This window comes from Streptodolium elevatio (assembly GCF_040649515.1).
In the GTDB taxonomy this organism is placed as follows: Bacteria; Actinomycetota; Actinomycetes; order Streptomycetales; family Streptomycetaceae; genus Yinghuangia; species Yinghuangia elevatio.
On the sequence record NZ_JBEZFP010000111.1, the window covers coordinates 19392 to 31492 of the forward strand.

Below are 12101 nucleotides of genomic sequence, written 5' to 3' on the forward strand. Positions count from 1 at the left end.
GCGCCTCAGCCGCGCAGACCCCAGCGTTCGTCCAAACGGGTGTCGAGCGCTACGAGGTAGCCGCGCCCGAACTCGCCGTCCTCCAGCGTGTTCACCAGCACCTCCGGCAGGTCGTCCCGGTACTCCCCGGACACGGACGCAGCCGCCAGCGCGATCGTCGCCACCGTGTCGACGTCGCCGGTGTACGCGACGCACGCCCGCAGCAGCCCGCTCGTCGTCGTGTGCGCAGCCAGCGCCGTCACCGCCGCCCGCGCGCTGTGCATGCCGGGCGACCGCACCTTCCCCCGCCACGCCTCGGTCCAGCGGCCGTACCCCTCCGGCTCCGGCGCGTTCTCCGCGAGCCAGCGCGGCAGCCGCGCCACCGGACCGAGGCCGTACCGGCAGTAGTGCACCGCGTACGCCGCACCCAGAGCCGCCGCGATGCCGCCCGGCGAGTCGTGCGTGATCTTCGCCTGGAGCGTGGTGAGGCGCTCGACGTCGTCGAGCGACGGCAGCAGCCCGATGACCCCCGCCCGCATCGCGGCGCCGCTCTTGTCGCTGCCGGGACGCAGCGTGTCGAGCAACTCCCGGCCGCTCCACACGCGGTCGAGCACCGAGCGGAACCCGGAGGCGTACCCGGCGCGCTCGTCGCGGTGGTACGCGCGGACGAACCGCTCGGCCAAGTCCTCGCGCGTGGGCTCCCCGTCGAGGAGCCACTCGGCGACGGCGATGCTCATCTGCGCGTCGTCGGTGTACATACCCGGGCGTATGTCGGTGTGCGTCGGATGCCGCGCGTACGCCGTGAGAGTGTTCCCCCGGCGCACGAACTCCGGTGGTGCGTACTCGAACCCCGCACCGTACGCATCTCCGATCGCCAGTTCGAGCAACAAGGCCGCAACCCCCAAATCGTCGTGGACGACCGCCATCTGGTGTCCCTCGCAGGAGTGATGCTCCTCGCGCCGCAGCGGAGTGCGAGACGTTTCGGCGTCCCGGCGGATACCGTCGACGGTGATCACACGTCACTCATCGCGCGTGGGTCAACCGGATTAGCGGATCAGCGGGTGGCAAGTCCATGATCATCGCATCCGGCGGTGCGGGGCACGCGGCGCCGGCGGATCGACCGTTCGACCGAAAGGCGGGGGAATCGTGGAGCGACCTTCATGGGCGCCTGAGGAAGACGACCAGACCGAGTACCGCCTAAGGGACGCCCTCATGCACCTGCCGCGCGACCATGCCCGGCCCGCCACCGCCGGGCCCGCCCGTGCTCTGCCCCCCGCCACCATGCCCCCTGCCCTCGTGCCCTCCGCCCTCGTGCCCTCCGCCCTCGTGGCTTGTGCCACCGCGTCCTCCGCGAACCCGGCCTCCGCGAGCCCGACCTCCGCCGCTCCGCCCCCCTCCGCCCGCCGCACGTCCTGCCCGAGCCCGCTCGTGTCCGCGGAAGCGGGGACACCTACATGAGTTCGCGCGCCGACGACGCCTCACCGGGCGCCGCCGGTGTGGCGGCGGGCCTCGGCACCCCCGGCACCGTCCGCGACCAGGCCCCCGACGAGGCCGACGCACCCGGCGAGTTCGCCCGGCAGTGGGCCAAGACGGTCGAGGCCACCGGCTGCGTGCCGCTGCCCGCCGACGCGATGTACGGCCGACTGCGCGAGCTCACCCGGCGCCTGGGCGACGCCCTGGACACCGACCCCTTCCACGCCACCGAAGCGCGTGCGGTCGGCGAGGAACTGGTCGCCGCGCACTTCACCGGCGCCGGACTGCTGGAGCGCACCTTCGCGCTGGTCGGGCACTGGTGGCCGCGGCTGCGCGAGCGCGCCTTCACCGAGCGCCGCGACCCCGACGACTACCTGCTGCGGGTCATCCAGCTCCAGGGCGCGCTGGCCGCCGGATATGCGGAGGCGCTGCGCGCGCGCACCCTCGCCGAGCAACAGGCCGTGCACTCCGCGGTCCTGGACGCGCGCGAGCTGACCGAGCAGGCGCTGCACAGCAGCGAGGCCCGCTTCCGCGCGGTGTTCGAGCAGTCGGGGCTGGGCATCGCGATCGGCGGCATCGACGGCGTCGTGCTGGACGTCAACCCCGCCCTCGCGCAGATGTTCGGGGTCGCCCGGGCCGACCTGGCCGGGCGCCCGATGCGCGCCTTCATGTTCGCGGACGACCCGCCGCACATCCGGCAGTGGTACGACGAGCTGGTCCGCGGCGAGCGCGAGCACTTCTCCACCGAGAAGCAGTACCTGCGCGCCGACGGCGAGCCGCTGTGGACCCACCTGACCGTGTCACTCGTACGCGACGCGGCTGGCTCGCCGCAGTACCAGGTGGCGATGATGCAGGACGTCACCGACCGGCACCGCCTCTACACCCGGCTGCGCCACCAGGCGCAGCACGACCCGCTGACCGGCATGCCGAACCGGGCGCTGTTCTTCGAGCGGTTGGAGGCGCTCTTCGCCGGGCCGGGCACCGCCGACCGCGTCGGCCTGTGCTACCTGGACCTGGACGGCTTCAAGGTCGTCAACGACAGCCTGGGCCACGACGTCGGCGACCAGCTGCTGATCGCGGTGGCGCGGCGGCTCGACGCGTACGTCGCCCGCGCCGGGCACCTGATGGCCCGCATGGGCGGCGACGAATTCGTCGTACTGGTCGAGCACTCGGCGGGCACCGGCCAGGTCGTCGCGCTGGCCGAGGGCATCCTCGCGGCACTGCGCGAGCCGTTCCGCATCCGCGGCCACGACCTGTCTGTCAGTGCGTCGATCGGCATCGTGGAGCGCCCGGTGGCCGGCACCGGCCCGGCCGACACGATGCGCGCCGCCGACATCACGCTCTACTGGGCGAAGTCCGAGGGCCGGGGCCGCTGGACGGTGTTCGACACCGAGCGCAATGACCGCGAGGTGGCCCGCTACACGCTGTCCGCCGAAATGCCGGCGGCCTTGCAGCACGGCGAGTTCGACGTCGACTACCAGCCGCTCGTGTCGCTGTCCGACGGCTCGGTGCTCGGCGTCGAGGCGCTGGTGCGCTGGCGGCACCCCCGGCAGGGGCTGATCGGCCCGGACCGCTTCATCGGCCTCGCCGAGGAGACCGGCCTGATCGTGCCGCTGGGCATGTACGTCCTGGAGCGCGCGTGCCGCGAGGCCCGCCGCTGGAGCGACCTCGGGACGAACGGCCGCACGGGCTCGGCGGACCTCGGCGCCCAACTCCCCGACCCTGCCCCGTTCATCAGCGTGAACCTGGCCGAACGCCAGTGCCACGAGCCGGGGTTGGTACGCCAGGTCGAGCGCGTCCTCGCCGAGACCGGACTCGAGCCGCAGCGCCTGCAGTTCGAGCTGACCGAGTCGCAGATCATGGCGACCGACGGCGGCCCGCTGGAACGCCTGCGCGAACTCGCCGCGATGGGCGTGCGCATCGCCATCGACGACTTCGGCACGGGGTACTCCAACCTGGCGTACCTGCGCAGGCTCCCGGTGTGCGAGCTCAAGATCGCCGGCTCGTTCGTCGAAGGGCTGCGTACGCCGGGCGACGCCGACCCGGTCGACGCGCGCATCGTCGCCTCCCTGGTCGAACTCGCCCACGCGCTGGGCCTGACGGTCACCGCGGAGGGCATCGAGACGGCCGCGCAGGCGGAGCGGTTGCGGGCCATCGGGTGTGACGCGGGGCAGGGCTGGTACTTCTCGCGCCCCGGCCCGCCGGACCGCATCGCGACCCTCCTGGACGGCGTGCCGCGCGTGGGCTGATCCGCCGAAGTCGCGCCGCCGGGACCGGACTCGCCGCCGGTACCGGACTCGCCGGCGGGACCGGATTCGTCGCGGGACCCGATCCGACGGTGGGCCCCGACACACCGGCGGGACCGGACTCGCCGCCGGGACCGGACCCGACCCACCCGACCAGGGGACTCACCCCGATGGCCTCAGCACGCCCGCGGGTTGCCGACGCGCGGGCGCGCCGCGGCTCGTTCCGCCCGCACCCCACCCCTCTGACCTCGTCTTTCGCGCACGACCGAGACCCTCGGCGGCGCCCGGCGTCGAGGGTTCGGACCCGTCCGCTCAAGATCCGTTGAACGGAGTTTGATGTCCGGTGGGCAGGAATTCAACCCTTTGGACGGGCGAAAACCGGCCGCCCATAAGGTGGTTGATGCTCACTGATGTCCCTTTTGGTGCCATGTGCTGCGGACGACTGTGCCGATTCGGGGGAAAGTTTCAGCGCCATGTCGACACTGGAAATCTTCCTGCATTTCCATGGTCAACTTCCGATATGTCTTGCCGACCCGCCGGTTGATGCGGCACGTCTACGCGCGAAGCAGGAGACCGTGTCCTTCCCGTGACCTTTATGAGACCAACCGTCGTCCTCTTTCCTGAGGCCTGGACCACTATGGTTCCGGCCCAGGCAGCGCCGGATGTCCAGCATGCGGCGCCTGGGCAGAGGGACTTCATCCATGGCACGTACGAAGCGGGTAATAGCCGCGGTCGCGGTCAGCGTCATAGCGGCGAGCTCACTCGCGGCTTGCGGTGAGAAGAAGAAGGACAACAGCCAGCCGGGCGGTCCGAGCGGCGGATCCCCCAACACGGGCGCGACGGTGATCCTCGGCACCACCGACAGCAAGGTGACCTCCCTCGACCCGGCGGGCGCGTACGACCTGCCGTCGTGGACGATCTACTGGAACACCTTCCAGACGCTGCTGAGCCTGCCCGCGGGGAGCACCACCCCGACACCGGACGCCGCGCAGAAGTGCGAGTGGACGAACCCGAAGGTCTACACCTGCACCCTCAAGGACGGGCTGACCTTCTCCAACGGGACCCCGCTCACCTCCGAGGACGTCAAGTTCTCGTTCGACCGCATGATGAAGATCGCGGACCCCGAAGGGCCTTCGAGCCTTCTGGAGTCGCTGGAGAAGACCGACGCACCCGACCCGAAGACGGTCGTCTTCACCCTCAAGACCGAGGACGCGACCCTCCCGCACAAGCTCACCACCGGCGTCGGCATGATCGTGCCGTCCGACGAGAAGTACCCGGCGGACAAGCTCCGCGAGGACAACGTGCTGGTCGGCTCCGGGCCCTACAAGCTCGACAACTTCAAGCCCGACGAGGAGGCCGCCTTCTCGGTCAACGCCTCGTACAAGGGCGACGCGAAGGCGGCGAACGGCAAGTTCGTCATGCGCTACTACGCCGAGGCGTCGACGCTGAAGCAGGCCGTCCAGAAGGGCGACGTCGACGTCGCCTTCCGCGGGCTCACCCCCACCGACGTCGCCGACCTGCGCGGCAAGGCCTCCGGCGGGGGCTACCAGGTCATCGACGGCGAGGGCACCGAACTTCGCTACATGACGTTCAACGTCACCACCGCGCCCGCCGACCAGAAGGCGGTCCGGCAGGCCATCGCCCAGGTCGTCGACCGCGAGGCGATCGCCAAGAACGTCTACAACGACACCGTCACCCCGACGTACTCGATGATCCCGAACGGCGTGCAGGCGCACACCGACGCGTTCAAGGACAAGTACGGCGCCCCCGACAAGGCCAAGGCCAAGGCGTTCCTGGACGCCGCCGGCATCACCCAGCCGGTGAACATCACGCTCTGGTACACGCCGACCCGCTACGGCGCCGTCACCGCCGACGAATACGTCGAGATCAAGCGGCAGTTGGAGGCAAGCGGGCTGTTCAAGGTGGACCTCCAGTCCACCGAGTGGCAGCAGTACCAGACCGACTACAAGGCGGGTAAGTTCGCCGCCTTCGGCCTCGGCTGGTTCCCGGACTTCCCGGACCCGGACAACTACACCGCGCCGTTCCTCTACAAGGGCGGCTACTTCAAGAACAACTACGACAACCCCGCGGTCAACGACCTGGTCACCAAGTCCCAGGGGCAGACCGACCGCAAGGCCGCCGAGCCGACGTTCGCGGACATCCAGAAGCAGACCGCCGAGGACGTCCCGGTGCTGCCGATGTGGCAGGGCAAGCAGATCGCGGCCGCGCGTACCGGTGTCACCGGCGTCAAGGAGACGCTCGACCCGTCGTACATCGTCAGGTTCTGGATGATCGGCAAGCAGTAGCAGGCAGCGCTGTAGCTCCGCACGAGGGGGCGTCGGCCGGACGGAACTCCCGCCGCCGGGAGACCGATCCGTACGACGCCCCCGCGTCGCGCCCACGAGGAAGTCCGACACATGAGTCAGAAATCCGGGTCGCTGAGCCGGTACATAGCGATGCGCGTGCTGCTCGCCATCCCGATGATCTTCGTCCTGCTCACCCTGGTCTTCGTGATGCTCAGGGTGGCCCCCGGCGACCCCATCAGCGCATCTGCGGGCGGCGCGAAGCTGTCCGACGAGAAGATCGCGGAGCTGCGGCACGCGGCCGGCTACGACAAGCCGCTCATCGAGCAGTACGGCACGTACCTCGCCGACGTCGTGCGGCTCGACTTCGGCAAGTCCATCTCCACGAACCAGGACGTCGGCGACGTCATCCTCGACAAGGGCGGCGCCACCGTCACCCTGGCCACCGGCGCCCTGCTGTTCGCGCTGGTGATCGGCATCCCCGTCGGCCTGCTCGCGGGACGCTTCCGGGACAGCGGATTCGACGTCTTCGCAAGGCTGTTCGGCATCATCACGTACGCCGCACCGGTGTTCGTGGTCGGCCTGCTCGCCCAGCAGCTCTTCGCGACCAAACTGGGCTGGCTGCCGCTCGACGGCCAGACCGACCCGCTCATCGCGAACGACATCCCGGCCACCACCCACATCCTCATCCTCGACGCGATCTGGGTGAACGACTGGGAAGTCGTCTTCAACGTCCTGTGGCACCTGATCCTGCCGGCCTGCACCCTCGGCCTGCTGATCGTCGGCGTGTTCATCCGCATGGTCCGCATCAACCTCATCCAGACGCTGCGCGGCGACTACGTCGAGGCGGCGCGCGCCCGCGGCATCCGCGAACGCGACGTCGTCACCAAGCACGGCTTCCGCAACGCGCTGGTACCGGTCGTGACCGTGATCGGCCTGCAGGTCGCGCTGCTGCTCGGCGGATCGGTGCTCACCGAGAAGACCTTCAACTGGCCCGGACTCGGCAAGCAGCTCATCGAGTTCCTCAACAGCCGCGACTACGTCGCGGTGCAGGGCATCGTCACCTTCATCGCCCTCGTGGTCGTGGTGATCAGCATGCTCATCGACATCATCAACGCGCTGATCGACCCGAGGGTGCGGTACTGATGGCCAATCTCCCCACCGAACTCGTCGCGCCGCTCGCCGACGAGGTCGAACCGCCCAGGCGGTCCTCGCACGGCGTGCGCCGCGTCCTCGCGCCCATCCGCGAAGCCCAGGGCCTCGCCCGGTTCATGCTGTGGTCCGGGCTCGCCATCACCGGCATGTTCGTGGTGATCGCGGTCTTCGCCCCGTGGATCGCGCCGTACGGCCACGACAGCTACGAATCCGGCGGCGAACGCTTCCCCAAGCAGCAATCACCGGGCGGCGACCACCCGTTCGGCACCACCGTGCAGAACTTCGACGTGCTCTCGCGCGTCGTCTGGGGAGCCCGCACGGCACTCGAAGTCATGGTGTACGCCGTCGCGTTCTCGCTCTTCGTCGGCGTCCTGCTCGGCCTGCTCTCCGGCTACTTCGGCGGCTGGCTCGACCGCATCCTCGTGCTGGTCATGGACACGCTCTTCGCGTTCCCGTACCTGCTGCTGGCCATCGTGGCCGCGTTCATGTTCTCCGACGTCCCCGGCGGGGGCGTCGTCACGGCGGCGCTCGCCATCACGGTGGTGTACATACCGCAGTACTTCCGCGTCGTGCGCGCGTCGACGCTGTCGGCGCGCGAGGCGACGTACGTCGAGGCCGCCCGCGCGATGGGCGCAAAGCCGCGCACCATCATCAGCAAGTACGTGTTCTCCAACGTCATCCAGTCGGTGCCGGTCATCACGACGCTGAACGCCGCCGACGCCATCGCCACTCTCGCCGGACTCGGGTTCCTCGGCTTCGGCATCCAGCCGACCGAGGCCGCGGAGTGGGGGTACGACCTCCAGCGCGCGATCCCGGACCTCGGCGCCGACATGTGGTGGACCGCCACATTCCCGGGTATCGCCATCGTGTTGGCCATCCTCGGCTTCACCCTGGTCGGCGAGGGCCTGAACGACGTCATGAACCCGTCGATGCGCAAGCGGCGGATCCGCCCGGTCGTGATCCCGCCGATCACCAAGCCGCGCGCGACGGTCACGCTCGCGGGCGGACCGCGCGACGCGAACGCGGGCCCGGACGAGGGCGACGGCCCGGCCGCCGACGTGGGTGTACCGAAACAAGCCGGGGCCAAAGAGCAAGCCGAAGCCACGGGACGAACCAAGGCCGAGGAACAGGCCGCAGCCACAGCCGCAGCGCAACTCGAAGCCGCAGCGCAACCCGAGGCCGCAGCGCAAGCCGAGGCCGACGATCGAGCCGAGACAGGGGAGGAGACCAAGTGACCTCCGCAGACACCGAAAAGGGTGCGTCCCGGGACGCCGCGCCGCCGTCCGCCCCGGGCCCCGGCCCGGCCGGAGACCTCGCCGCGCCCGTCCTGTCCGCGCGTGACCTGCGCGTCTGGTACGGCAGCGAGCGCGGCCCCGTCACCGCCGTGGACGGCGTCTCGTTCGACGTACGCCCCGGCGAAACCCTGGGCCTGGTCGGCGAATCCGGCTGCGGCAAGTCGACGCTCGGCCGCGGCGTCCTCGGACTGCTGCCGCCCGGCACCGCCGTCGACGGCGAAGTGCGGTTCGGCGGCCGGAACCTGGTCGGCATGCCGCCGCGCGAGCTCCAACGCCTGCGCGGCCCGGAACTCGGGCTGATCTTCCAGGAGCCCATGACCCGGCTCAACCCGCTGATGCGTGTCTCCGAGCACTTCGAGGAGGCGCTGCGCACCCACAACCGCGAACTCACCAAGGCCCAAGTGCGGGACAGGGCACTGGAGTCGCTGCGCGGCATGGGCATCCCGGCGAGCCGCTACGAGTCCTACCCGCACGAGTTCTCCGGCGGCATGCGGCAGCGCATCATGATCGCGCTCGCGCTCGTGCTGCGCCCGGCCTTCGTGGTGGCCGACGAACCGACCACGGCCCTCGATGTCCTCGTCGAGGCGCAGATCATCCAGATCCTCGCCGACCTGCGCCGCAACTTCGACACCGCGCTCGTCCTCATCACCCACAACCTCGGCATCGTCGCCGAGGCGTGCGACCGGGTCGCGGTGATGTACGCCGGCCACATCGTCGAACAGGGCGACGCCCGCGAGGTGTTCGCCAACCCGCAGCACCCGTACACGCAGGAACTGATGCGCTCCACGATCTCGCTCGGCACCACGGGGCTGCACTTCATCCCCGGCTCGCCGCCGGACCTCGCGAACCCGCCGACGGGCTGCCGGTTCCATCCGCGCTGCCCCAAGGCGATGCGGGTGTGCCCCCAGGAGCCGCCGCCCGAGGTCACGCTGCCCTCCGGCAGCCGGACGACCTGCTGGCTCCCGGTGCCCGACATGACCACCGCGGAGGGACGCCGTCCGCTCGAGGCCGAGGAGATCAGCCTTGCCGACGAAGCCTGACATGCGAAAGGCGGCTCCCACCGCCGATTCCCCCGCCGCCGCACCGAGCGGCGGGCCGGGCGGAACTCTGGACAGCAACCGGGGTGAAACCCTTGTCGAAGTCACCGGCCTGAAGGTGCACTTCCCGCTGCGCGGCGGCCTGTTCCAGCGCGGGGCGGCGGCCGTCAAGGCGGTCGACGGTGTCTCCTTCACCCTCCGCAAGGGCGAAGTCCTGGGCCTGGTGGGCGAGTCCGGATCCGGCAAGACGACCCTGGGGCGCACCCTGCTCGGCCTCAACCGGGCGACCGGCGGCAGCATCCGCTACCGGGGCCGCGACCTCGCGACCCTCAAGGAGTCCCAACTCCGGCCGATGCGCCGCCGGTTGCAGATGATTTTCCAGGACCCGCACGCGTCCCTCAATCCGACGATGGACATCGCGACCGCGGTCGGGCACCCGCTGCTCGTCCACCGGCTCGTCACCGACCGGGAGGAGCGGCGGCGCAAGGTCGCCGAGACCCTGGAGCGCGTGGGGCTCAGCCCGGCCGAGCTGTTCATGGACAAGTACCCGTCCGACCTGTCGGGTGGTCAGAAGCAGCGGGCGGTCATGGCCCGGGCCATCATCGCCGGGCCCGAACTCCTCGTCGCCGACGAGCCGATCTCGATGCTCGACATGAGCGTGCGGGCCAAGATCCTGCAGCTCTTCCTCGACCTCAAGAACGATCTCGACCTGACGTACGTCTACGTCACCCACGACCTGGCCAGCGCCAAGTTCTTCTGCGACCGCATCGCCATCATGTATCTGGGCCGGATCGTCGAGATCGGCACGACCGCGGAGATCTTCGCGAACCCGAGGCACCCGTACACCAAGGCGCTGCTGGGGGCGATCCCCGACCCCGAAAAGGCGGGCGTGCCGCGCAACTTGCCGCGCGGCGAGGTGCCGGACGCGGTCCTGCCGCCGCTGGGCTGCGCGTTCCACCCCCGTTGCCCGGTGGCCGTGGCCTCCTGTGGATGGGAGGCCCGCGATCTCGGGGCGCTCCTGGAACGGCACTGGCTGGTCGCGGGCGAGGACGCGCGGGTCGCCGAGTCGGCGATGTTCGGCCGCCCGGAGGAGCTGGGTGTGGCCGGGCCGCGCCAGATCCTGCTCACCCCGGCCAAGCAGACGACGGCCGCCCAGGTCGTGGACCTGCTCAGGCGGGTCCGCGAGAAGACCGCCGACGACCCCTTCTGGCGCGGCGTGACGGAGTGCGAAGTCCGGGGCGGCAAGGTGTACATCGCCTTCGCCGAGGCCAGTGACCCGCGTCTGCGCGTGGTCGCCGCCACCGCGAACACGGAGGCACCCGTCTCGGTGGCCTGCCATCTCGTCGAGTAGTGGATCAGAGGAGCACTCTCCAGGAAGGCATGACCTAGTGTGATGAGTCTTTAGTCAGCTATAGAAGTAGGCTGTCGTCATGGCGCGTATGGGACGGCCGACGGTCGATGTGGTGCTCACCGAGGATGAGCGCGAGACGTTGCTGCGCTGGGCGCGGCGGGCGACGTCCTCGCAGGCGCTCGCGCTGCGGTGCCGGATCGTGCTGGCGTGTGCTGGTGGCGCGTCGAACACGCAGGCGGGCAGGGACCTTTCGGTGCATCCGGTGACGGTGGCCAAATGGCGCCGGCGGTTCGCGGCCGACCGGCTGGAGGGCCTGGTCGACGAGCCCCGGCCCGGTGCGCCGCGCACCGTGTCCGACGCGCAGGTCGAGGACGTGGTCGTGCGGACGTTGGAGAGCACGCCGAGGGACGCCACGCACTGGTCGACCCGGTCGATGGCCGCCGAGGTCGGCCTGTCGCAGTCGACGGTCGCGCGGATCTGGCGCACCTTCGGCCTCAAACCGCACATGACCGACACCTTCAAGCTGTCCACCGACCCGCAGTTCATCGACAAGGTTCGCGACATCGTCGGGCTCTACCTCGCCCCGCCCGAACACGCCCTGGTGCTGTGCGTGGACGAGAAGTCCCAGATCCAGGCCCTGGACCGCTCGGCCCCGGTGCTGCCGATGATGCCCGGCATGCCCGAACGCCGCACCCACGACTACTCGCGCGGCGGCACCACCACGCTGTTCGCCGCGCTGAACGTCGCCACCGGCCAGGTCATCGGGCAGATCCACCGCCGCCACCGCGCGACCGAGTTCAAGAAGTTCCTCGCCCGCATCGACAACGAGGTCCCCGCCGGCCTCGACGTCCACCTGATCTGCGACAACTACGCCACCCACAAGACCCCCGCAATACAGAAGTGGCTGGCCGCGCACCCCCGCTTCCACATGCACTTCACACCCACGTACTCCTCCTGGCTCAACCAGGTCGAGCGCTGGTTCGGCCTGCTCACCGAACGCCAACTGCGGCGCGGCGCCCACAAGAACGTCCAAGCCCTCGAACGCGACATCCGCACCTGGATCAAGCACTGGAACGAGAACCCCAAGCCGTTCACCTGGGTCAAGACCGCCGACGAGATCCTCGAACGCCTCACCGGCTATCTGAAGCGAATTAAAGACCCATCACACTAGGTCGTGTCTTCAAATTCTCGCCGGGCCCGCGAACCGTGGCACGCACGCTCGCCGCGTTGCGGACCTTGCCCGGCCAAACCCAGGCCGAGCT

At 70.0% G+C, this 12101-nt stretch carries 8 protein-coding genes; 7 read left to right on the forward strand and 1 reads right to left on the reverse strand.

Translation table 11 applies throughout. The features are described from left to right. Positions 1–5 precede the first annotated feature (5 nt). Positions 6–995 (reverse strand): ADP-ribosylglycohydrolase family protein, encoded by a 990-nt coding sequence (locus AB0C36_RS32055; protein ID WP_358361014.1) that lies wholly within the window; start codon positions 993–995, stop codon positions 6–8. Positions 996–1433: 438 nt separating this feature from the next. On the opposite strand from AB0C36_RS32055, the gene AB0C36_RS32060 reads away from it, so the two are divergent. The 7 genes from AB0C36_RS32060 (at position 1434) to AB0C36_RS32090 (ending at position 12010) form a co-directional block, all read left to right on the forward strand. Beyond that, complete coding sequence (locus AB0C36_RS32060) at positions 1434–3701, forward strand: putative bifunctional diguanylate cyclase/phosphodiesterase (RefSeq protein ID WP_358361015.1); 2268 nt, start codon at positions 1434–1436, stop codon at positions 3699–3701. Between the two features lie 698 nt (positions 3702–4399). Continuing rightward, positions 4400–6004, forward strand: a complete 1605-nt coding sequence (locus AB0C36_RS32065) for an ABC transporter substrate-binding protein (RefSeq protein ID WP_358361016.1) — start codon at positions 4400–4402, stop codon at positions 6002–6004. A gap of 111 nt (positions 6005–6115) precedes the next feature. Next, on the forward strand, positions 6116–7147 hold the full coding sequence (locus tag AB0C36_RS32070) for an ABC transporter permease (RefSeq protein ID WP_358361018.1): 1032 nt from the start codon (positions 6116–6118) through the stop codon (positions 7145–7147). After that, a complete protein-coding gene (locus AB0C36_RS32075) occupies positions 7147–8391 on the forward strand; it encodes an ABC transporter permease (RefSeq protein ID WP_358361021.1) in 1245 nt (414 codons plus the stop codon). Before AB0C36_RS32070 ends, AB0C36_RS32075 begins: the two co-directional genes overlap by 1 nt. After that, positions 8388–9491, forward strand: coding sequence for an ABC transporter ATP-binding protein (locus AB0C36_RS32080; RefSeq protein ID WP_358361024.1), 1104 nt, complete (start codon positions 8388–8390; stop codon positions 9489–9491). Before AB0C36_RS32075 ends, AB0C36_RS32080 begins: the two co-directional genes overlap by 4 nt. After that, positions 9475–10839: an ABC transporter ATP-binding protein gene (locus AB0C36_RS32085; RefSeq protein ID WP_358361026.1), complete on the forward strand. Its 1365-nt coding sequence runs from the start codon at positions 9475–9477 to the stop codon at positions 10837–10839. The genes AB0C36_RS32080 and AB0C36_RS32085 overlap by 17 nt, the downstream gene beginning before the upstream one ends. Positions 10840–10918: 79 nt before the next feature. Continuing rightward, positions 10919–12010, forward strand: a complete 1092-nt coding sequence (locus AB0C36_RS32090) for an IS630 family transposase (protein WP_358361028.1) — start codon at positions 10919–10921, stop codon at positions 12008–12010. Positions 12011–12101: the final 91 nt, after the last annotated feature.

Bases quoted from the DNA above. Each gene is read 5' to 3' on its own strand.
- AB0C36_RS32060 (WP_358361015.1), top strand. From the start codon at position 1,434: ATGAGTTCGCGCGCCGACGACGCCTCACCGGGCGCCGCCGGTGTGGCG.
- AB0C36_RS32065 (WP_358361016.1), top strand. From the start codon at position 4,400: ATGGCACGTACGAAGCGGGTAATAGCCGCGGTCGCGGTCAGCGTCATA.
- AB0C36_RS32070 (WP_358361018.1), top strand. From the start codon at position 6,116: ATGAGTCAGAAATCCGGGTCGCTGAGCCGGTACATAGCGATGCGCGTG.
- AB0C36_RS32090 (WP_358361028.1), top strand. From the start codon at position 10,919: ATGGCGCGTATGGGACGGCCGACGGTCGATGTGGTGCTCACCGAGGAT.
- AB0C36_RS32075 (WP_358361021.1), top strand. From the start codon at position 7,147: ATGGCCAATCTCCCCACCGAACTCGTCGCGCCGCTCGCCGACGAGGTC.